We start from the raw sequence: 21935 nt of genomic DNA on the forward strand, positions 1-21935 counted from the left end.
GCCACCTTCCCTCAATGGTTGGGCGATGGTTCATCGTTGAGCGATGGTCGGTCGTCGACCGGTGACCGGTGTGGACGGATCACCGGTGATGGACCGGCCACCGGATGTGGACCGATGGCCGGTCGTGCGGCCCGTCGCGTCAGCCCGTGACGACCAGGCCGACGATCTCGTCGTCCGAGAACCAGACACGTACGTCGGGCCGGCCACTGGCGAACGCGGCCTGTACCGACTGACGGATCTCGGCGGACGGGTTGTTCAGGCTCCGCCAGCCACCGGCCACGAAGAGCCGGAGCCTGGGCGGGAGTTCACGCGGATAGGGCACCAGCTCGTCCCAGTACCGTTCGGCCTGGCCCGAACCGACCGCCCCCGGCAGCAGATGGGCGACCGCCGCCTTGATGTCCGGCCGGCTGCCGATCCGCTGCGACGCGGGCCTGCCCGGAGCGTCCTGCTGCGGGGAACCGGTGGCCCGCAGCACCTTGCGCGCCTTCTCCGGGTTCATCGGTTCCTGGCCGGCCGCCCTGAGCATGCCCTGCAGCGCGGCCAGGGCTCCGACCACCACCGGGGAGGCGGAGGAGGTCCCGGAGAAGGTGTCCGTGAACCAGGCGATCTCCTCGGCACCGCCCTGCAGATCGCCGGGCCGGTCCCAGAAGCCGCCGGTCGTGGTGACCTCGCGGCCCCAGCCCTGCGCGTCCACCCGTGCCCCGTAGTTGGAGAACGCCAGACGCGAGCGGTCCGGGCCGTGGTCGCGGCCGTGGGTGCCGGGCGGCGGGGCGCCCGCGCCGACCAGGATCGCGCCGGAGGACTGGTTGGACGGGTTGAAGGGGTTGCGCCACCACTCGGGGAATTCGTCGGGGCGGCGCTCGTACACGGCGTCGTCCAGCGACTCGCCGCCGTTGCCCGCGGCCTCCACCACGATGATGCCCTTGGCGGTCGCGTACCGGATGGCCGCGAAGTCGTCGGGCCACCACTCGATCGGGATGTATCCGCGCTGGTCGTCGCGCTGCTGGTAGTCGAACCGCGGTCCCGGGCGGTGCAGTTCGATCAGGATGATGTCGCCGGGGCTGAGCCGCTCGGCCGCCGCGTGGATCGCCGCCGCCGTACCGATGCCGTGGAAGGACGCGGCCGCGGTCACGCTGTCCGGCACGATGCCGGTGATCCCGTACTCGTTGCGGTCGCCGCCGATCACCCCGATCACGGCGGTGCCGTGGTTGCGCCAGGCCACGTCCTGGATCGGGGTGCCCACGACGACACCCGAGAGCCTGGAGGCCAGGTCCTCGTGGCCCAGCTGCCAGGCCCCTTCCACATCGATCACCGTGACGCCCTGGCCGGACCCGCCGGGCCGCTGCCAGGCCCAGTAGGCGTCCACGCCCTCGGGCGCGGGGCGCAGATAGCCCTGTCGGCTGGTGAAGTCGGGTGTGACGGGCGCGCCTTCCTTGTAGCGCCTGCTCTCGTCGGCACTCTGGCCGACGGACCCCACCGAAGCCGGTACGGCGGCCGGTTTCACATAGGCCGTGGCGATCTCCGGCAGCGCGGCGATCCGTGAACGCAGTTCCTGGGCCCGTTCCTCGCCGCCCCGTACCCGGTAGAACAGGCCGAGGTCGGGCAGCGTCTCGGCGCCGGCGGCCGGCGGCTGAACGGCCGACCGGAGCCGCTCCTCGCTGCCGAACAGGGGTTCCAGAGCGAGCTGTTCGTCGCTGAGGAACATGGTGAGTGCCGACACGTCGACGCCGGCTGCCGAACGGACCCCTTGGCCCCCGGCGCGCAGTCGGGGCTCGGGCCGAGCGACGACGATCAGTTCCTGCTCGGCTCCCCGGTAGTTGAATCCCGCTCCGTCGGGCCCCGGTCCGGACGCTCCCGGACCCTGCTCCGGCTGTACCTGGTCGGTCATCGCGTGCCGCTCCCTTCGGTCCGTGCAGGTGCTCAAGTTGTCGGTGTCGCAGTCCACTTGGCTTTCGACTTGTCGTTCGCGGGCGAACTGTTTCGGTGCTGTTTCTTCCGGTTGTGTCCTCCGGGGCACACCCTGCTCCTCCCCGGCCCACTCGTCCACCCCCGAGTTCGCCAACTGTGTTTGACAACAAGTTGAATTGGGTAACGTGTGCATTTCGACTGGAAACCGATGTCACGCCACAATCCGGCCAAAGGCTGCGGAGACGGTTGTCATGTGATGGGGTGACAGCGTCTGTTGACCGAAGGGCCGACAGCGCGTCGGCCCCCTTGTGGAAGGACGCACCGTGGCACTCGCAGACCGTTCCTTCGCACGTCGAAGACTTCTCACCTCGGCCGCCGCCGTGGGCGGCGCGACCCTCCTGGGCGGCACGGCGCACGCGGCCGAAACGCGGAAGAAGGCCTGGCCCGATCGCTTTCCGCTGCCGAACGGCTTCCAGCCGGAGGGCATAGCCATCGGCTCGACCCCGTTCGCGTACTTCGGTTCGCTGGCCGACGGCTCCATCTACCGAGCGAGCCTCGCCACCGGGCGGGGCTCCGTCATCAGCCAGGGCCCCGGCGCCGGACACCCCAGCGTGGGACTGAAGATCGACGCGCACGGCCGGCTGTTCGTCAGCGGCGGGGCCGGCGGTGATCTGCGTACCGTCGACGTCCGCACGGGGAGGATCGAGAAGACGTACGCCGTCGGCGGGTCGTTCGTGAACGACGTGATCCTCACTCCGCGCGCGGCCTGGTTCACCGACTCGTTCGCGCCCCGGCTCTACCGGCTGGCGCTCGACCGGCACGGGAAACCCGGAGCCGTCACGACCGTGCCGCTGGGCGGCGACTGGCAGCAGGGCCCGGACTTCACCGCCAACGGCGTCGAGCGCACACCGGACGGCAGCGCGCTCCTCGTGGTGAACGTCTTCGTCGGCGGCGGCACGCTGATGCGGGTGGACCCGGCCACCGGAGCCGCTACCGCCGTGGACCTCGGCGGAGCCCTGCTGCCCAACGGGGACGGCCTGTTGCTCCTCGGCAGGGTCCTCTACGTCGTTCAGCAGCAGCAGAACGCCATCGACGTGTTCCGGCTGAACGCCGCCGGTACGAGGGGCCGGGCGATCGCCCGGATCACCGACCCGCGCTTCCGTATCCCGACGACGGCCGCCGCGTGGGGCGACCGGCTGTACCTGCCGAACGCGCGCTTCGACGTCGAACCGACGCCCGACACGGACTACGACGCGGTGGCGGTGCCCCAGGTCTGACGGGTGACGTTCGACGTGTGACATGCGAGGGGGCGGTGCGCCCGAAGCGCACCGCCCCCTCGTACGGTCAGACTTCCGACGGCCGGTCAGTCCTCCGAGGAATCCGGGGAATCGGACGGCTTCGATGAGTCGGAGGATTCCGAAGATCCCGCAGAGCCCGGACGCTTCGAAGGCCTCGAAGGCCTGGTACGCCTCGACGGCTTCGCGGGACCGGAGGAGTCCGAGGAGCCGGAGCTGCCGGGGGCACCGGAGGCGTCCGATGCGTCGGCGGCCTCAGAGGGCTCAGCCGGATCGGATGCGCCGGACGAGCCGGCCGAGCCGGACGAATCCACGGTGCCCGCCGAGTCAGCGGCACCCGACGAATCATCCGCACCCGACGCATCCTCGGAAGCGCCGGGGGAGGCGGCCTCGGTGGGGTCCTCGGCCGTGCCGCCGGTGCCACCGGCGTCCTGGGCGTCGTCCGTTGCGCCGGTGGTGTCCTCGGTGACGCCGTCGGTGGTCTCCGGCCGCGACGGCCTGGGCGGCCGCGTGCGGCCACCGGGAGTGTCACGGAGGTACGTGGCGGGGTCGCCGCTCTCCGTGGCGTGGCCGCCCGGCGCCGCCGCGGGCCCGCTCCCGTCCCGCCTGCGCAGATAGCGCTCGAACTCGCGGGCGATCGCCTCGCCCGACGCCTCCGGCAGCTCGGCGGTGTCCCGGGCCTCCTCCAGCGTCTGTACGTACTCGGCGACCTCGCTGTCCTCCGCGGCCAGCTGGTCCACGCCCACCTGCCAGGCCCGGGCGTCCTCGGGAAGCTCGCCCAGCGGGATCCGCATGTCGATGAGGTCCTCCAGGCGGTTCAGGAGGGCCAGCGTCGCCTTCGGGTTCGGGGGCTGCGAGACGTAGTGCGGCACGGCCGCCCACAGCGACACCGCGGGTACGCCCGCGTGCGTGCACGCCTCCTGGAGGATGCCGACGATGCCCGTGGGGCCCTCGTACTTGGTCTCCTCCAGGTCCATCGTGCGGGCCAGGTCGGCGTCGGAGGTGACCCCGCTGACCGGCACCGGACGGGTGTGCGGGGTGTCACCGAGCAGCGCGCCCAGGATCACCACCAGCTCCACGCCCAGCTCATGGGCGAAGCCGAGCAGCTCGTTGCAGAAGGAACGCCAGCGCATGGACGGTTCGATGCCCCGCACCAGCACCAGGTCCCGCGGTTTGTCGCCGCCGACCCGGACCACTGACAACCTTGTCGTCGGCCAGGTGATCTTGCGCACACCGCCGTCCAGCCACACGGTGGGGCGGTTCACCTGGAAGTCGTAGTAGTCCTCGGCGTCGAGCGCCGCGAACACCTCGCCCTTCCACTCACTGTCCAGATGCGCGACCGCGGCGGAGGCGGCGTCGCCGGCGTCGTTCCAGCCCTCGAACGCGGCCACCATGACCGGGTCGACCAGCTCGGGAACCCCGTCGAGCTCGATCACTCAGCGCCTCCTTCCGACGTGCCCTCGCGTACGCCTCAACCTTACGGCTTGCGCGGAGGCCGTCCGCAGCCCCCTCGCATGGGGGAGTGACCGGATCACTGCCCCGTTCGGCGCCTCTGAACACCCGGCAGCCATCCGTCAGTGATCCGTCAGTGATCCAGCAGAGATCCGGCAGAGATCCGGCAGTCGTCCGAGCTGTCCGGCGTCAACTTCGACCCCGCTTGCCGAGGTTGTGCCCCGGCGCTCGTATACGTCGGACGACCGTCAGAGATCCGATGTCACGGTGGATCACCGAGAGGGATCTTCCACGGAGGGATCTCTCACAGCGTCGAGCGCAGCCACTGCTCCACGCTCGCGATGTGCACGGTCGCCCACGAGCGGGCCGCCTCCGCGTCCCGGTCGCGCAGGGCGCCGAGGATCGCGCGGTGCTCGTGCAGGGTGCGGCTGACCGCGTCCTCCTGGGTCAGGCCCCGCCAGATACGGGCACGGGTGGTGGGACCCGAGAGGCCGTCCAGGAGGGAACAGAGCACCGAGTTCCCCGAGCTCTGCACGATGCCCCGGTGGAACTCCAGGTCGCAGGCGACGAGTTCCTCCACCGAGGGCCCGTCGCCCAGGGCGTCCAACTGGGCGGTCAGCGCGTCCAGTTGCTGCTCGCTGATCTTCAGCGCCGCCATCGCCGTCGCGGCCGGCTCCAGGATGCGGCGTACCGCGAGGAACTCCAGGACCGTGTCGTCGCGGTGGAAGTCCACGACGAAGCTCAGCGCCTCGAGGAGGAGCTGCGGGTCCAGGCTCGTGACGTACGTGCCGTCGCCCTGCCGCACGTCCAGGATGCGGATCAGGGAGAGTGCGCGGACCGCCTCCCGCAGGGAGTTCCGGGACAGGCCCAGATCGGCGGCCAGCTCGCTCTCCTTCGGAAGCCGGTCGCCGGGGCGCAGTGCGCCGGAGACGATCATCCCCTTGATCTTTTCGATCGCCTCATCGGTGACTGCCATGGCAGGCCTCTCTGTCACTCAGGCTGTCGCTCAGACACCCGATGTCTTACATCTGCCTTACATCCGATGTCTAATTATGCGGCTTCCGTCGCCCCCGAGAGGCCCGGTCCGTGGAGATCACACAAGGTCGGACCGTGACACGAGAGCCGCCAGGTCCGCGAGCGCGGCGGCCTCGTCGAGCGTGGTGAGCGTACGGTCGCGCATCAGGACGCGGCCGTCGACGAGGGTGTCCCGGACGTCGTCGGCCCGGGCGGCGTACGCGAGCGTCGACCAGAGGTCGTGGCGGGGCGCCAGATGCGGGCCGCCCAGGTCCAGGACGATCAGGTCGGCCCGCTTGCCCGCCTCCAGCGAACCCAGCTGGGCGTCCAGGCCCAGCGCCTTGGCCCCCTGGATCGTGGCCATGCGGACGGCCTGCTCGGCGCCGACGGCGGTGGGATCCCCGTCGGCCTTGTGCACCAGGGCCGCGAGGCCCAGCGCGCGCAGCACGTCCAGCGTGTTGGAGCTGACCGCGCCGTCCGTGCCGAGGCCGACCGTCACGCCCGCGCTCAGCATCCGCGGCACGGGGGCGATGCCGCAGCCCAGCTTGAGGTTGGACACCGGGCAGTGGGCGACCGACGTGCCGGTACGGGCCAGCGCCGCGATCTCGGCGCCCGTGAGGTCCACGGCGTGGGCCAGCAGCAGATCGGGGCCGAGCAGTCCGAGCGAGTCGAGCAGTTCGACCGGCCGCTTCCCGTACCGCACCTCGACGGTGGCGACCTCGGTCGCGTTCTCCGCCGCGTGGATGTGCAGCAGGGCGTCGAACTCCCTTGCCAGGGAGGCGATCTCGGTCAGCTGTTCGGGGGAGAGGGTGTAGGCGGAGTGCGCGAACAGCACGGGCCGCGTGCCGGGCCGCCGGGTACGGCCGGCCAGGTCGCGGCGGGCCCACTCCAGCCGGTCCTCGTACGCGATGGCGTCGGCCGGGTCCGGTACGTCCATGAAGGTCGGCCCGGTGTGCAACCGCCAGCCCGCCTCCCGTGCGACCCGCTCGGCGGCCTCGTGGAACCAGTACATGTCGAGCGCCGAGGTCACCCCGGCCCGTACGCTCTCCGCGATCGCGACCCGGATCGCCGTGGCGACGTTCTCCGCCGACAGCAGTTCGCTCTCCCAGCGGAGCACGCGCTCCAGGAAACCCTGGAGCGTCACGTCGTCGGCGCGGCCGCGCAGCAGCGTCATCGCCAGGTGGGTGTGCGCGTTGACCAGGCCGGGAAGCACGAGGCAGCCGGTCGCGTCGAGGGTGTCGGCGGTCGCGTACCGCGCTCGCAGCTCCTCGGCGGGACCCACCTCGACGATCTCGCCGTCACGGACGGCCACGGCTCCGTCGGGCACGATCGTGCCCGCCTCGTCGACGGTGAGGACGTCACCGCCGTGGATCAACAGGTCGGCGGTGGCCGGTCGTTGGGAAGGGATGCTCACAGCGCGCGCTCCTCGGCCTCCGCCAGCAGGCGCAGGGCCTCCAGTGCGACCACCGAGCCGCGCTCCACGCCCGCCGCGACGATGTCGCGATGCGGGTCGTAGCCGCCGGTGCTCGCCTCGTCGACCAGCTCGTCCGCGTTCGCGCCGTCGATCACGAGCACTCCGCCCGCGGTCAGCCCGCGCAGCGAAGCCGTCACGTACAGCGCGGACAGCTCCATCTCGATGGCCGCGAGCCCCGCACCCTCGTACGAGAACAGGGGGATCAGCCCCGGCTGGAACGCGGCCCGCGTCCACACGAGACCCCGGTGGTGCGGAGCGCCCTGCTCGCGCGCCGCCAGCTGGAGCGCGAGCACCGCCTCCGGCGTGGCCACCGCCGGATACTCGGGCGGCAGCAGCTGCTGGGTCACCCCGTCGTCGCGTACGGCCGCCTCCGCTATGACCAGGTCGCCGTCCTGGATCCCGGGGCGCATCGCACCCGCCGTGCCGAACCGCAGGAAGGTGGTCACCCCCGCGTCGGCCAGCTCCTGGAAGAGCAGCACCGCACCCGGCGCGCCGACCCCGTGCGAGGCGACGACGACCGGCACACCCTTCCAAGACCCGCTGAACGCACGGTATTCGCGGTGGTACGAGACTTCTTCGGCACCGTCGAGCAGTGCGGCGACGGCCGCGGCGCGCGCGGGGTCGCCGACGACGACGGCACGCGCCGGCAGCCCGGTGCGGGGTATGCGCGTGATGGGGGCCAGATCCTGCGTCATGAAGCGACTCCAGTCGTACGGGCGTTGCGGCGGCGGCGCTGAGCCGTGCTGAGGAAGAGGGCGACGAGCGTGACGACGTACGGGGCGGCGTCGGTCGCCTGTTGCGGCATACCCAGGCCCTGCAGTCGGAAGCCCGCGGCCTCGGCGAGACCGAAGAGCAGCGCGGCGAGCAGGACGCCGAGCGGCAGGGCGCGGCCGAGCATGACGGCCACGACCGCGATCCAGCCCCGGCCGGCCGTCATGTTCTCGGAGAACAACGTGACGTTGCCCAGGGCGAGTTGGGCCCCGGCCAGTCCGCACAGCACACCGGACGCCAGCACGGCCGCGTACTTGTAGCGGGTCGGGCTCACCCCGAGTGTGGCGGCGGCGTCCGGTGCCTCGCCGACCCCGCGCAGCCGCAGCCCCCACACATGGCGGGACAGCAGCAGGGCGGACACCCCGACCGCCGCCCACGCCAGATACGCGAGCGGCGAGAAGCCGCCGACCAGCGGCAGCCCGGCCAGTGACGGATCGTCGAAAGTGCCCTGCACACCGAAGGTCGTGCGCAGCAGGAAGCCGGTCAGTCCCACGGCCAGGAGGTTCATGGCGATGCCCAGCACGACCGCGTCCCCGCGCAGGGTGACCGCGCCGACGGCGAGGATCAGCGAGTACGCGGCGGAGGCCAGCGCGGCGGCCAGGACACCGAGCCAGGGGCTGCCGGTGAACCAGCTGGTGGTGACGGCGGTGAAGCAGCCCATCAGCATCATGCCCTCGAGGCCGATGTTGAAGACGCCCGCCCGCTCGCACACGGCGCCGCCGAGCGCGGCCAGCAGGATCGGCGTCAGCGCGCGCAGCGCCGACGTGAGGAGATCGGAGTCGAAGAACATCAGGCGAACTCCCCCTGTGAGGCGGGCTCTTGAGCGGGGGGCTGTCGGTCGGCGGGCCCCTGCCCGGTGGGCTTCTCCGGGGCGGGCCCCTGTGCGGTGGGTCCCTGGGCCTTCCGGCGCCGCGGCCGCGGGAAGCGCAGCCGCGCCGCCAGGAAGACGATGACGATGGCCTGGAGCACCTGCGTCAGCTCACGCGGCACCTCGGTCGTGCGCTCCATCGACAGACCGCCGACCGAGAGGACGGCGAAGAAGAACGACGCGAGGACCGTGCCCAGCGGGGCCGCCGCCGCGAGCAGCGCCGCCGTCAGGCCCGTCCACGTGTAGCCGGGGGCGGTCAGCGACCCGTCGAGGAAGCGGTAGGGGAAGCTCAGCACACCGATCGAGCCGACCAGCCCGGCGAGCGCGCCGGAGGTCGACACCAGCCGGAGTGTGAGCCCCTTGCGCTCCACGCCCGCGTACGCGGCGAAGCGCGGGTTGAGGCCGGTCATCCGGATCTCGTACCCGATGGCCGTGCGCCGGTCGGCGAACCAGTACGCGGCCGCCGCCAGGACGACCAGGACCAGTCCGGCCGTCACGGTCGACGTGCCGAAGGCGGGCAGTGCCACGCCCTCCGGGAGCCGTCGCGTCTGCGGCAGGCTGGAGCCGGGCTCCTTCAGCGGATAGCGCACCAGATAGGAGGCCAACGAGGTCGCCGGATAACTGAGCAGCAGGCTGCTCACCAGCAGCGGCACCCCGAACCGGTTCTCGCACAGCGCGGCCAGCGCGGCGTACGCGGCACCCGCCGCGACCCCGGCGAGCAGCGCCAGTACGACGGTGAGCGGCGCGGGCAGCGGCGAGTACAGCCCGGTGACCGCGGCCGCGATGCCGCCGAGCACCATCTGGCCGTCCCCGCCGAGGTTGATGAGCCCGGCGCGCAGCGGGATCGCCAGCGCGAGGGCCATCCCCAGCACACTCGTGCCGGTGGTGAGCGTTGACCCGATCCCGTCGGCCCCGAGCGACCCGCTGACGACCGCCCCGTACGCGGCGAGCGGATCGGCGCCGGTGCCGACCAGGAACAGGGCGCCGATGACGAGCCCGGCGACGACGGAGAAGGTGACGGGGGAGCGCAGCGCCCCCTTTATACGGGCGATACGGGTGATGCGGGCGATGCGTGTGTTACGGGCCGGGTCCAGGGGGAGGGCCATGTCAGTCTCCGTCCGGCGCGGGGGTGTCGAGCGGGTCGGCCGTCCGGGCCGGTGCCTCGGCCGCGGCCTGCACGGACGTGGTCGGCACGGACAGGGCCGCCCCGCCCGCCATGGCCAGACCGAGCGTCGCCTCGTCCGCGTCCGACCTGTCGTACGCGGCCGTCACCCGGCCCTCGTACATCACCAGGATCCGGTCGGCGAGGCCGCGGATCTCGCTCAGTTCGGCGGAGACGAGGAGGACGGCGTGGCCCGCGTCGCGATACGCGACCAGCTCGTCGTGGATGGCCTGGATCGCGCCGATGTCCACCCCGCGCGTGGGCTGCTCGACCAGCAACAGGGGTGCTCCGTGGGCGAGTTCGCGGCCGATGAGAAGTTTCTGGAGGTTGCCGCCGGACAGGGCCGAGGCCGGTACGTCGGGTGTGGACGCCTTGATGCCGAAGCGGTCGACGAGATCGCGCGCGTGGGAGCGTACGGCCGAGGGCGGCAGCAGACCGTGCCGTGAGGACAGTGACGTGCGGTGGTGGCCCATCGCGAGGTTGTCCGCGACGGAGGCCGCGGGCGCCGTGCCGACCGCGTGCCGGTCCTCCGGAACGTAGGCGAGGCCCTTCGCGCGCCGCTCGGTGGCCGAGGCGTGCGTGATGTCCTCGCCCCGCAGTCCGACCCGCCCGGCGGTGGCGGGCCGCAGTCCGGCGAGCGTCTCGACCAGCTCGCTCTGGCCGTTGCCCGCGACCCCCGCGATGCCGACGATCTCCCCGGCGCGCACGGACAGCCGGACGTCGTGCACGCCCGCCGCGCTCAGCCCTTCGACGTCCAGCACCACGTCACCGGGCGTGCCCGGCGGATGGACACGGTCCAGGTCGACGGCGCGGCCGGTCATCGCGGCGGCGATCCCGGCGCCGCTGGTGTCCGCCGTACGCAGCCGGGCGACGACCCGCCCGTCCCGCAGCACGGTGACGTTGTCGCTGCCCTCCAGCACCTCACGCAGCTTGTGGGTGACAAGGATCACCGTGCGGCCGCGTGCGGTCAGCGACCTGAGCACGACGAACAGGGCGTCGGCCTCGGCGGGAGTCAGCACCGCCGTCGGCTCGTCGAGGATGAGCGTACGGCCGCCGCGGTGCAGCAGCTTCAGGATCTCCACACGCTGCCGCAGCCCGACCGGCAGGTCGCCGACCCGGGCGTCCGGATCGACGACGAGGCCGTGCTCGGCGACCAGTTCACGCACCCGGCGCCGTGCCGCGGCCCGGTCCACCAGACCGAAGCGGCGCGGCTCGGCCCGGTAGACGACGTTCTCGGCGACCGTCAGCGAGTCGAACAGCTTGAAACTCTGGTGGACCATGCCGAGCCCGGCGGCCATCGCGGCGCCCGGGCTCCCGAAGGCCATCTCGACGCCGTCGACGCGTATCGACCCCGCGTCCGGCCGTTCCATCCCGTACAGGACGGACATCAGCGTCGACTTGCCCGCGCCGTTCTCGCCCATCAGCGCGTGGATCTCACCGCGCCGGACGGTCAGGTCGACCGAGTCGTTGGCGAGGGTGCCGGGAAAACGCTTGGTGATGCCGCGCAGCTCGACGGCCGGGGGCAGCCCGGCGGCGGGTGTCAGCGCCGTGGAACCGGCGCCGACACCCGCCGCCGGTATGTCACTTGGCGGCCGGGTCATCGACCGTCAGCTCTCCGGACACGATCTGGTCGCGCAGCGCCTCGACCTTCTTCAGCACGTCCTGGTGGTCGGCGATCACGCACTTCGACGTCTCCACACCGTCCTCGAGGCCGGTCAGGCTGATGCCGCCCTCCTTGAGGCCGTACGAGACGGTCTTGCCGGCGTTGCCCTTGACGACCTGCTCGATGCCCTCCTGCACGGCGACATCGGTCTTCTTGATCACGTTGTCGACGACGGTGCCGGGAGCGGCCGTGCACTGGTTGACGTCCACGCCGTACGCGTACGCCTTCTTCGCCTCGGCCGCCTCGAAGACGCCGTAGTTGCCGGCCGCGGCCGCCGCCATGATCTGGTCGGTGCCCTTGGCGAGCAGCGAGTTCGCCTGCTCCTTGGCGCGCGCCGAGTCGTCGAACGGCGACTGCCCGCCGACGAAGCGGGTGCTCGCGGTCGTCCTCGGAGCGACCTTCTTGGCCCCGGCCGCGAACGGGTCGCTGTAGCGGCGGAACTGCACGGTGTCGAGCACGTCGACCGCGCCGACCTTGCCGCTCCTGCTGAGCAGCCCGGCCTCCGCGCCCGCCAGATAGACGCCCTCGTGCTCACGGAACACGGCGCAGCTCACGTTCTTGAACGTCTTCTCGGTGCAGGCGTCGACCACCAGGAACTGCTGCTTCGGATGCGCCTCGGCCTGCTGGGCGACCACGTCGGCGAACTCGAAGCCGACCAGCACGATGACGTCGGGCGCGGCGTCGACCGCGGCCTGCACGTTCTGCTGCTGCGAGGCGCTGTCGGAGGACTGGTAGACCTTCTGCGTCCCGTCGTGGGCCTCGGCCGCCGCCTTCACGCCGTCGACCGCCAGCTTCAGGAACTGGTTCTGCCCGACCGCGTCCGGCGTCACCAGCGTGAAGGACTTGCCGCCGTTCTTGGCGCCGGCCGAGGAACTGTCGTCCTTCGCGGCGGCGTTGCAGCCGGTCGCGGCGACGGCCAGCAGCACGCTGCCGGTGGCGACACCGGCGAGGCGGAGCGAACGGGGTCTACGGGTACGAGGCATGGGGCGGCCTTCCATGAAGGTGCGTGCGGCGGTGCGCGCTCAAGCACAAACGCTGAGAGGTGAGGGTGGAGCGAGGGGCTAGCACGGGGGACACCGGAACGGGAGCCGGTGTCTCGGCGGTCAGCGTCGACAGCCGTCGCTTGCACAGCGGCCGTGGTCGAGGAAGCGGCGCTTCGTCAGCAGCACACGTCCTCCAACTCATCGGCCTTCAGGGCTGCGGGTGCTGGACTGTAACACCGGTTTCCGGACATCCGCGCGACTGTCTCGAACTGTGGTTCTTCGAGGTCATGTACGGTGTCGCGCATCTTCGGAACTTCAGGAGTGCCCCGCTATGCCCCAGGAACTGCGCGCTGTCGACTGGACCGGAAACAGCCTCGCGCTCATCGACCAGACCGTCCTCCCGCAGCGCACCGAGACCCGCCACATCCGTGACGTGGACGACCTGGTGGACGCGATCCGGCGGCTCGTCGTCCGCGGGGCGCCCGCGATCGGAGCGGCCGGGGCGTACGGGGTGGCGCTCGCGATGCTCCAGGGGGAGCGCGAGGGATGGACGCGCGACCAGGTCCTCGCGGCCGTCGCGCGCGTCCGGGAGGCACGGCCCACCGCGGTGAACCTCATGGTGTGCGTCGACCGGGTGCTGACCCGTTTCGACGACGGACTCGACGCGGTGCTCGCCGAGGCGGCCCTGGTGCAGCGCGAGGACGTGGCGGCGAACCGGGCGATGGGCGCGTTCGGCGCGGACTGGCTGCTGAAGCGCGTCGGTGAGGACCGGCCGCTGCGGGTGCTGACCCACTGCAATACCGGGGCCCTCGCCACGGCCGGGTGGGGCACGGCGCTCGGCGTCATCCGCGAACTGCACGCCAGGGGACGCCTTGAGGTCGTGTACGCCGACGAGACGCGGCCTCTGCTGCAGGGCTCACGCCTCACCGCCTGGGAGCTGGTCCAGGAGGGCATCCCGCACTTCGTCCAGGCGGACGGGGCGGCCGCCGGGACGATCCTGCGCGGCGAGGTGGACGCGGCGGTCGTCGGCGCGGACCGGATCGCGGCCAACGGGGACACGGCGAACAAGGTGGGCACGGTGGGGGTCGCGCTGGCGTGCGCCTACGCGGGTGTGCCGTTCCTGGTGGCCGCGCCCACGACGACGGTCGATGTGGCCACGGCCACGGGTGCCGACATCCACATCGAACTGCGGGACGAGGCCGAGGTGCTGGAGTGGTCGGGCGTCCGGACGGCCCCGACCGGATCGCGCGGCCACAACCCGGCGTTCGACGTCACCCCGGGCCGCCTGGTGACGGGGCTCGTCACCGAGCGGGGGGTGTTGGAGGTCTCCGAGGGGGAGTTGCCGGGGGACCGGCTGAGTTGACCCGGGGGTTCGTTCTCACCTGCGGGTGAGTGGGAGTGGGCCGCGCAGTTCCCCGCGCCCCTGAAAGCCGGGGCTGCGCCCCTGGCTTCCATCCCCGGGGGCGCGAGGCCCGCACTTGACGAACACCCACGCCCCTTCAGGGGCGCGGGGAACGGCGCAGTCTGTTCTCTTTTGCTTTCAGGGGCGCGGGGAACTGCGCACCCGGCCCCCACTCACCCGCAGCCGACGATCGACGACCGACCTCAGTGGCCCGTGAGTTCCAGCTCCAGGAGCCACTCCACGACCTCCGTGTGGTGGCGCGCCTGCCGAGGCGTGTCCCCCCACACGTACAGACCGTGGCCCGCCACGACAACCGCCGGCATCCGCGGTTCCCGCGCAGCCTCCAGCCGGTCGCCGAGGACCGTCATGTCCTGACTGTTGACGATGACGGGGAGGGTGACCTCCACATCATGCGCGGGCACCCCCACACCCTTCAGCATCTCCAGGTCCTTGAGGACGATCCCACCCGGCGAACGCCGCCCCAGCGCCACAGACGCCACCGTGTGCACGTGTACCACCGCACCCGCACCGGTCAGCGCCGCCACGCGCGCGTGCAACGCGGCCTCGGCGGACGGCTTGCCACCGTTCACCGCGGCGCCCTGCCCGTCCACCAGCACGACGTCCGCCGGCGTCAGTTCGCCCTTGTCATGCCCGCTGGCGGTGACCGCGAGCCGCAGCGGATCACGGGAGAGCACCACGGAAAGGTTCCCGGAGGTGCCCCGCATCCAGCCGAACGAGGCGAAGCGCGCGGACTCGGCGGCGAGGACGGCCCCGGCCTCCTCCAGATCGAGTGTGCTGACGTCGCTGGTCACGCGGTGCTCCCTGAAGTGCTGGTGCTGGTGCTGGTGCTGGTGCGAGTGCCGGTACCGGCGCCGGTCCGGGCACGGGTACCGGTGCTGCTGATGCCGATCTCGTCGAACGTCCCCGCCTGCGCGTGGTCCCCGACGCCCTGCTCGTAGTACGGCTCCCCGGGCCGCCTGATCCCGACGGCGTGCCAGCCCGCGGCACGCGCAGCGTCCAGCTCACCGGGCCGGTCGGAGAGGAAGAGGAGGCGCCCGGCCTCCGTACCGGTCGCCGCGGCGATACGCCGGTACGACTCGGGCTCCTGCTTGGGCCCCGCGTTCTCGGTGTCGTACAACCCGTCGACGAGCGGCAGCAGATCGCCCTCGGGGCTGCTCGCGAACCACGCGCGCTGCGCGGCCACGGACCCGGACGAGTACACGTGCAGCCGTACGCCGTCGCCGTGCCACCGGCGCAGCACCGGCAGCACGTCGTCGTAGAAGTGGGAGACCAGGTCGCCCCGGGCGAACCCCTCGGCCCAGATGAGGCCCTGAAGGGTCTTCAGCGGGGTGGCCTTCACATCCCCGTCGAGCCACTCGTTCAGGGCCTTCTCGATCCGTACGCTGTCGGCGCCCGGCTCGCCCAGCAGTTCACGCGCCTGGGCGACCGCCCGCCGCACCTCCGGATCCTCGCTCCGCTCGGCCAGCAGCGCTCCGAAACGGGAGCGCGAGTACGGGTAGAGCACATCGACGACGAAGCCCGTGGCGCTCGTGGTGCCCTCGATGTCGAGCACCACGGCGTCCACGTCGAACGTCAACGGCAGGCTCACGCCGCGGCCCGGTCCTGCTCGTACCCCGCCGCGATGGTGTCGTAGTCGGGGAAGCGGCCGGCGATGGTGGAGCCGGTGAAGCTGCCGATCCAGCCGTCCTCCTCGTGGAAGAACCGGATCGCGGTGAACGCCGGCGACGTCCCCATGTCGAACCAGTGCGTCGTGCCGCGCGGCACGCCCAGCAGGTCGCCCTTCTCGCAGAACACGGCGTGCACCTCGCCGTTCACGTGCAGGTAGAAGATCCCGGAGCCCGCGACGAAGAACCGGACCTCGTCGTCGTCGTCGTGAGTGTGCTCCTGGAGGAACTTCTCCCGCGCGGCCTTCGCCTTCACCGGGAACTCAGGGTCGTCGCTCGGGTGCAGCCCGAGGACGTCGACCGTGGTGAAGCCCTCCTCGGCGTTGAGCCTGTCGATCTCCGGCCCGTACGCGGCGAAGACGGTGGCGCTGTCGGCGTCCGCGGCCACGTCCTCACGGACGGGCCACTGCTCGTAGCGCACCCCGAGCGGAGCGAGCGCGGCGGCGATCTCGGCGGGGTCGGAGGTGCGGCGCACCGTCGTCTCGGGTCCGGACTCGGGCCACGTGGTCAGCAGGGTCATGGGAGCAACTCCAGAAGGGGGAGGGACGAGACGGACAGGACGAGGACGGACAAGAACGGTGGACGCCGGTCCGAATACCGGACAGGCAGCCGGACCGTCGAAGCGCGGGTGGTTCGGGGCCGCGCGGCGGGCGGCGGCTCGAAGCAGGGGTCCGGACCCGTGATCAGCCGCGACACGCCGCGCCGGTACAGCGGTGCGTCGCTGTCGCGCCTGGTGTCGCCATCGGAGACCTCACTGTCCCGGGTCGGGTGCCGGTCCCGAGATCGTAACTCCAGAGCGGCGGTCGGCCGAGTGTGACGAAGTTGTTGTCTCAACTAATGAGAATGCGGTCCCAATTCTTTGACGGGTGGCTGGAAACATTCCCATGATCTGCGTATGAAGACGCTGCTGCTCGTGCGGCGGCTGTACGTGGACTTGCTCCGGTCGACCACAGCCCGCTGTCGCTGACCTGATCCGGAGTGCCCGCAAGGCCTCCACCCACCGGGAGTTCCCGAGACACCGGTGAGGCATTCCGGCCCGTGGCCGTGGCCTGAACCGGCCCCCGCCCGGCGCTCCGGACCCGGCACCCCGCACGCCCTCTTCTTTCCTTCTTCCGCCCTTCCGCGCACCGCTCCTGGAGCCGTCATGCCTCGTACCCGTACCCGTCTGCCGATCGCCGCGCTCTCCCTGGCATCCGTCTCCGCCCTCCTCCTGGCCGGCTGCTCGCAGTCGTCGGACGCCTCGGAGGAGACCGGCGACAGCGCGGCGCCCGCCGCCACCGCCACCGGAAAGAAGCCCGCGCCCTTCAGTGAGGGCAAGGTCAAGGTCGCCCTGGTCCGGCAGAGCGGCGCGGGCGACTACTTCGAGCAGTGGGGCAACGGAGCCAAGGCCCAGGCCAAGGCCCTCGGCATCGACCTGACGGTGTACGACGCCCAGGCCGACAACGCCAAGCAGGCCACCGACCTCTCCTCGGCCATCAACTCCGGGGCGAAGACGATCATCGTCGACCACGGCTTCCCCGCCACGATCCAGCCGGAGATCGACAAGGCGGTGAAGAAGGGCATCAAGGTCGTCGTCTACGACGTGGAGACCACGAACAAGTCGGTCGTCAGCACCAAGCAGGACGACGCCAGCATGGCCCAGGCCGTCCTCGACGTGATGGCCGACGAACTCGGCAAGGACGCGAAGGTCGGCTACGTCAACGTCGCCGGGTACGCGGCCCTCGACAAGCGCGACAGCGTCTGGAAGAAGACGGCCGACGCCAACGGCTGGAAGCAGGCGTTCAAGGTCGGCAAGGTCACCGACTCCACGGCCACCGACAACGTGCCCCTGGTCAGCGCCGCGCTCACCCAGCACTCGGACGTCGCGGGCGTCTTCGCCCCCTACGACGAACTCGCCAAGGGCACCGTCCTCGCCGTCCAGAACAAGAAGCTCCAGGACAAGGTGAAGGTCTTCGGCGCGGACGTCTCCAACGCCGACATCCAGAACATGACGGCGAAGGACAGCCCCTGGGTGGCCACGGCGGGCACGGACCCCTCGGCGGTCGGCGCCGCCGTCGTCCGGACCGCGGCCCTGGAGCTGGCCGGGCAGCTGAACAAGACCTCGGTCGAGTTCCCGGCCGCCGCGATCACCCAGGACTTCCTGAAGAGCAAGAAGATCGAGAACATGGACCAGCTCCGGAAAGCGCTGCCCGCGCTGAACCTCGCCAAGGTCAGCACGGCCGACTGGATCCCCAATGTCGCCCACTGACCAGCCCACCGACCAGCCTGTCGGCCCGTCCGTCGACACGTCAGGCGCCGCCGCGGTGAGCCTGCGCGCCGTCGGCATGGCCTTCGGCGGCAGGACGGTCCTTGAGTCCGTCTCGCTGGACATCGCGCCCGGCAGCGTCGTCGCGCTCCTCGGCGCCAACGGCGCGGGCAAGTCCACCCTGATCAAGATCCTCTCCGGGGTGCACACCGACCACAGCGGACAGGTCGAGGTGAACGGCGAGCCGGCCGCCCTCCGGTCCCCGCTCGCCGCCCGACAGTTGGGCATCCAGACCGTGCACCAGCGGATCGGCGAGGGGATCGTCCCCGGCCTCACGGTCGCCGAGAACCTGGTCTTCGAGGAACTGGCCCAGCGCCGCGGCAACCCGTTCCTCGACGGACGCCGGCTGGTGGCCCGCGCCCGGGAGATCCAGTCGGCGCTCGACCTCGGCTGGAGCGACCCGGTCCTCAAGCGGGACGTCACCGAACTCGGTATCTCGGACCGGCAGTTGCTCATCCTGGCCCGCGCGCTCGCGACCCGCCCGCGGCTCCTCGTCCTCGACGAGCCGACCTCCGCGCTCTCCGCCTCCGAGGCCGAGCGCCTGTTCTCGCTCGTCGAGCGGATGCGGGGCGACGGCATCGCCGTCCTGTACGTCTCCCACCGCCTCGGTGAGATCGACGCACTCGCCGACCGGCTGGTCGTCCTGCGGGACGGCCGTCTCACCGAGGACCAGGCCAAGCCCTTCGACTGGGACCGGGCGCTGCGCGCCATGCTCGCGCAGGCCCAGGGCGCGCGGACGGCCCGCCCCGCGGACGCCAAGCAGGGCCCCGGCCCCGGCCCCGGCGTCGGACCTGACTCCGGCTCCGGCTCCGAGTCGGGTGAGATCGCCGTCTCACTCAGGGGCGTACCGCTGCTCCCCGGCCGTACCCCCCAGGACCTCGACCTCCGGGCGGGCGAAGTCACCGGCGTGGTCGGGCTGCTGGGCGCGGGCAAGACGGAGCTGGCCCGCGGCCTCTTCGGCGCCGAGCCTTTCCCTGGCGGGACCGTGGAACTGGACGGCAAGCCGTACGCGCCCCGCCGCCCCGCCGACGCGATCCGCCGAGGAGTGCACCTCGTCCCCGAGGACCGGCACGCCGACGCGCTGGTCCCCGGCTGGTCCCTCGCACAGAACGTCTCGCTGCCGTTCCTCAGGTCACTCTCCACGGCCGGGCTCGTGAACCGGCGCAAGGAGAACGCCCTCGGCCGCGACACCATCGAACAGCTCGGCGTCGTCGCCCGCGACGAGCACAGCACGGTGGAGGAGCTGTCCGGCGGCAACCAGCAGAAGATCGTCGTCGGCCGCTGGCTCGCCGAGAAACCCCTTGTCCTCATCCTGGACGAGCCGTTCCGAGGCGTGGACATCGGCGCCCGTCGTGACATCGGCCGCCGCGCCCGCGCCCTGGCCGCCGAAGGGGCCGCCGTCCTCGTCCTGTCCGCCGACGTCGACGAGGTCCTGGAGGTCGCCGACCGGGTCGTCGTCCTCGCCGCGGGGGAGATCCACCTCGACGCGTACGGCCAGGACGCGGAGCGCGACCGCGTCATCCGGACCATCTCGGCGTCCGTGTGACGGCACACCGTCCCGGCGTCCGTCCGACGCCACACCCTCCCGGCGTCCGCCCGACGCCGGCCACTCACGAAGCCACCCCGGGAAGTACGCCATGACGACCACCCAGAGCACCGAGGTGCCGACCAAGGCCGCGCCGCCGCCCGCGACCTCCCCGGCCCTGCGTGTCCAGAGCGCCGTCATCAAGTACGGCTTCATCTTCGTCACCGTCACGCTGTTCGCGTACTTCGCGCTCAGCGAGCCGTCGTTCCGCGACTCCGCGACGCTCCTCGACACCCTCCGGTACGTCTCCGTCGCCGCGATCCTCGGCCTGGGCGTCACCCTCACCATGGCGGTCGGCGGGATCGACATGTCCGTCGGAGCCGTCGCGGGGCTCGGCGTGACGGTCGCCGCCAAGACGATGGTGTCGTACAACCAGGTCGGTCTGGTCGCGATCCTCGCCGTGATCGCGGCGGGCGCGCTGGCCGGGCTGCTCAACGCCCTGCTGATCGTGGTCCTCAAGATCCCCGACATGCTGGCCACGCTCGGCACCATGTTCGTGATCCAGGGCACCAAACTCGTCCTGGTCGACGGCCAGTCCATCACCCCCGGCATGACCCGGTCCGACGGCTCCACCGCACCGGGCAAGTTCACCGAGGGGTTCCTGCGCATCGACCGGGGCACGGTCCTCGGCATCCCCGTCTCGGTACTGATCTTCGGCGCGCTCACGGTCGTCGCCTGGGTGTTCCTCGCCCGCACCCGCTGGGGCCGCGTCCTGTACGCGATCGGCGCGAACCCGGAGGCCTCCCGGCTGGCCGGCATCCGCGTCGGCGCCTACCGGGCCCTGGCGTACGTCCTGTCCGGCGTCCTCGCCTCGATCGGCGGCCTCATCCTGGCCTCCCGCATCGGCCAGGGCGACGTCTCGGCCGGCACCTCCCAGCTCCTGGAGGCGGTGGCGGTCGCCCTGGTCGGCACCTCCGTCCTCGGCCGGGGCCGCCCGAACGTCTGGGGCACCGCCCTGGGCGCCGTCCTGATCGGCATCATCACGACCGGCCTGACCATCAAGGGCCTGCCGTACTACACGCAGGACGTCGTCGAGGGCGCCGTCCTCATCCTCGCCCTGATCTTCAGCTTCACCCTGTCCAAGCGCCGCACCGCATAAGGGAGTTCACAGTTCTCATGGGCTACCGCATCCTGGAGACCGAGGACGTGCCCGCGTACCTGCGCGAGCGCGGCCACTGGGACGACCTGGACGACATCGAGGTCCGCGAGGTCTCCGACGGCAACATGAACCGCGTGTTCCTCGCCTCGAACGCCGCCGGCACCCGGGGCCTCGCCGTCAAGCAGGCCCTGCCGTGGGTGAGGGTCGCGGGCCCCTCCTGGCCGATGAGCCCCGAGCGCGCCGACGCCGAGGCCCGCGCCTACGAGCAGGTCGCCAGGGTCGCCCCGGACAAGATCCCGGCGATCCACGGCTACGACGCCGACAACTACGCCCTCGTCATGGAGGACATGTCCGACCTGGAGGTCCTGCGCACGGCCCTCAACGAGGGCGGCGCCTACGGCCCGGACACCTCCCGCAGGATCGGCGAGTTCGTCGCCCAACTCACCTTCGCCACCAGTGACTTCGGCATGCCCTCCGCCGAGCGCAAGGCCCTGATCGCCGCCTCTGTCAGCCCCGAGCTGTGCAGGATCACCGAGGACGTCGTCCTCTCCGAGCCCTACATCGAGCACGAGCACAACCACTGGCTCCCCGAACTCGGCGACCTCGCCGCCGAGTTCCGTGCCGACACCCGGCTGCGCACCGAGGTCGCCGACCTGCGCCACACCTTCATGACCTCCGCGCAGGCCCTGCTCCACGGCGACCTGCACACCGGCAGCGTCATGGTCGGCGAGCGTGACCACACCCCTGTCGTACGGGTCTTCGACCCCGAGTTCTCCTTCGTCGGCCCGATCGGCTACGACCTCGGCCTGTACTGGGCCAACGTCCTGGTCTCCCGGGCGCGGGCGCACGCCCTCGGCGCGGTCACCGACCACGCGGCCCAACTCGGCCTCACCTGGGAGGGTTTCGAGACGGAGTTCCGCCGCCTGTGGCCGGCCCGCGTCGACACCTTCTTCGACGACGCGTACCTCGACCGCTTCCTGCGCCGCGTGTGGACCGACGCGGTCGGTTTCGCCGGCACCGAGATCGTGCGCCGCATCATCGGCTTCGCCCACCTCACCGACCTGACGACCCTGCCCGACCCGGTCCCCGCCTCCCGGGCGACCCTCTTGCTCGGACGGCAACTCATCCTTGGGAGAGCGGAGTTGCACCGCCCCGGGGACATCGACAGCTTGCAGAGTGCCGAGGCGCCGCAGGTGTGAACGAGCCAACAGGTGTGCCGATGCTGTGAGTTCGCGTGACGAGCAGCGTGCGCACGGTGACAATCTGCTC

The 21935-nt window shown here is 71.6% G+C and carries 18 protein-coding genes; 6 read left to right on the forward strand and 12 right to left on the reverse strand.

The window, feature by feature from the left end:
- Positions 1-139: 139 nt before the first annotated feature.
- Positions 140-1888, reverse strand: a complete 1749-nt coding sequence (locus OHS59_RS35200) for a S8 family peptidase (protein WP_328497387.1) — start codon at positions 1886-1888, stop codon at positions 140-142.
- Between the two features lie 343 nt (positions 1889-2231).
- Here OHS59_RS35200 and OHS59_RS35205 point away from each other — a divergent pair, with 343 nt between their 5' ends.
- Complete coding sequence (locus OHS59_RS35205) at positions 2232-3185, forward strand: superoxide dismutase (RefSeq protein WP_328497388.1); 954 nt, start codon at positions 2232-2234, stop codon at positions 3183-3185.
- Positions 3186-3271: 86 nt separating this feature from the next.
- On the opposite strand, the gene OHS59_RS35210 is transcribed toward OHS59_RS35205, so the two are convergent.
- The 8 genes from OHS59_RS35210 to OHS59_RS35245 form a co-directional block, all read right to left on the reverse strand.
- Positions 3272-4639, reverse strand: coding sequence for a PAC2 family protein (locus OHS59_RS35210; protein WP_328497389.1), 1368 nt, complete (start codon positions 4637-4639; stop codon positions 3272-3274).
- A gap of 320 nt (positions 4640-4959) precedes the next feature.
- Positions 4960-5631 (reverse strand): FadR/GntR family transcriptional regulator, encoded by a 672-nt coding sequence (locus OHS59_RS35215; RefSeq protein ID WP_328497390.1) that lies wholly within the window; start codon positions 5629-5631, stop codon positions 4960-4962.
- Positions 5632-5748: 117 nt separating this feature from the next.
- Positions 5749-7083 (reverse strand): amidohydrolase, encoded by a 1335-nt coding sequence (locus tag OHS59_RS35220; RefSeq protein ID WP_328497391.1) that lies wholly within the window; start codon positions 7081-7083, stop codon positions 5749-5751.
- On the reverse strand, positions 7080-7838 hold the full coding sequence (locus OHS59_RS35225) for a nucleoside phosphorylase (protein WP_328497392.1): 759 nt from the start codon (positions 7836-7838) through the stop codon (positions 7080-7082). The genes OHS59_RS35220 and OHS59_RS35225 overlap by 4 nt, the downstream gene beginning before the upstream one ends.
- Positions 7835-8704, reverse strand: coding sequence for an ABC transporter permease (locus OHS59_RS35230; protein ID WP_328497393.1), 870 nt, complete (start codon positions 8702-8704; stop codon positions 7835-7837). Before OHS59_RS35230 ends, OHS59_RS35225 begins: the two co-directional genes overlap by 4 nt.
- Positions 8704-9888, reverse strand: a complete 1185-nt coding sequence (locus OHS59_RS35235; RefSeq protein WP_328497394.1) for an ABC transporter permease — start codon at positions 9886-9888, stop codon at positions 8704-8706. The genes OHS59_RS35230 and OHS59_RS35235 overlap by 1 nt, the downstream gene beginning before the upstream one ends.
- 1 nt (position 9889) lies before the next feature.
- A complete protein-coding gene (locus OHS59_RS35240) occupies positions 9890-11545 on the reverse strand; it encodes an ABC transporter ATP-binding protein (protein ID WP_328497395.1) in 1656 nt (551 codons plus the stop codon).
- On the reverse strand, positions 11526-12590 hold the full coding sequence (locus OHS59_RS35245; protein ID WP_328497396.1) for a BMP family ABC transporter substrate-binding protein: 1065 nt from the start codon (positions 12588-12590) through the stop codon (positions 11526-11528). The genes OHS59_RS35240 and OHS59_RS35245 overlap by 20 nt, the downstream gene beginning before the upstream one ends.
- Before the next feature lie 331 nt (positions 12591-12921).
- Here OHS59_RS35245 and mtnA point away from each other — a divergent pair, with 331 nt between their 5' ends.
- Positions 12922-13953 (forward strand): S-methyl-5-thioribose-1-phosphate isomerase, encoded by a 1032-nt coding sequence (gene mtnA, locus OHS59_RS35250; protein ID WP_328497397.1) that lies wholly within the window; start codon positions 12922-12924, stop codon positions 13951-13953.
- Positions 13954-14195: 242 nt separating this feature from the next.
- Here mtnA and mtnB read toward each other — a convergent pair whose 3' ends face one another.
- From mtnB to OHS59_RS35265, 3 genes are read right to left on the reverse strand one after another with little or no spacing between them, the layout of a single operon-like run.
- Positions 14196-14804, reverse strand: coding sequence for a methylthioribulose 1-phosphate dehydratase (gene mtnB, locus OHS59_RS35255; RefSeq protein WP_328497398.1), 609 nt, complete (start codon positions 14802-14804; stop codon positions 14196-14198).
- Positions 14801-15595 (reverse strand): acireductone synthase, encoded by a 795-nt coding sequence (mtnC, locus tag OHS59_RS35260; protein ID WP_328499478.1) that lies wholly within the window; start codon positions 15593-15595, stop codon positions 14801-14803. The genes mtnB and mtnC overlap by 4 nt, the downstream gene beginning before the upstream one ends.
- A gap of 2 nt (positions 15596-15597) precedes the next feature.
- A complete protein-coding gene (locus OHS59_RS35265; RefSeq protein ID WP_328497399.1) occupies positions 15598-16197 on the reverse strand; it encodes a 1,2-dihydroxy-3-keto-5-methylthiopentene dioxygenase in 600 nt (199 codons plus the stop codon).
- 624 nt (positions 16198-16821) lie between these two features.
- Here OHS59_RS35265 and OHS59_RS35270 point away from each other — a divergent pair.
- From OHS59_RS35270 to mtnK, 4 genes are all read left to right on the forward strand, one after another.
- The gene (locus OHS59_RS35270) at positions 16822-17925 is read left to right on the forward strand and encodes a substrate-binding domain-containing protein (protein ID WP_328497400.1); all 1104 of its coding nucleotides are present in this window, start codon (positions 16822-16824) and stop codon (positions 17923-17925) included.
- Complete coding sequence (locus OHS59_RS35275; protein WP_443061552.1) at positions 17912-19528, forward strand: sugar ABC transporter ATP-binding protein; 1617 nt, start codon at positions 17912-17914, stop codon at positions 19526-19528. The genes OHS59_RS35270 and OHS59_RS35275 overlap by 14 nt, the downstream gene beginning before the upstream one ends.
- Before the next feature lie 91 nt (positions 19529-19619).
- Positions 19620-20666: an ABC transporter permease gene (locus OHS59_RS35280; protein WP_328497401.1), complete on the forward strand. Its 1047-nt coding sequence runs from the start codon at positions 19620-19622 to the stop codon at positions 20664-20666.
- A 17-nt stretch (positions 20667-20683) separates the two neighbouring features.
- Complete coding sequence (gene mtnK / locus OHS59_RS35285; RefSeq protein WP_328497402.1) at positions 20684-21865, forward strand: S-methyl-5-thioribose kinase; 1182 nt, start codon at positions 20684-20686, stop codon at positions 21863-21865.
- Positions 21866-21935: the final 70 nt, after the last annotated feature.

The organism is Streptomyces sp. NBC_00414 (assembly GCF_036038375.1).
Classification (GTDB): domain Bacteria; phylum Actinomycetota; class Actinomycetes; order Streptomycetales; family Streptomycetaceae; genus Streptomyces.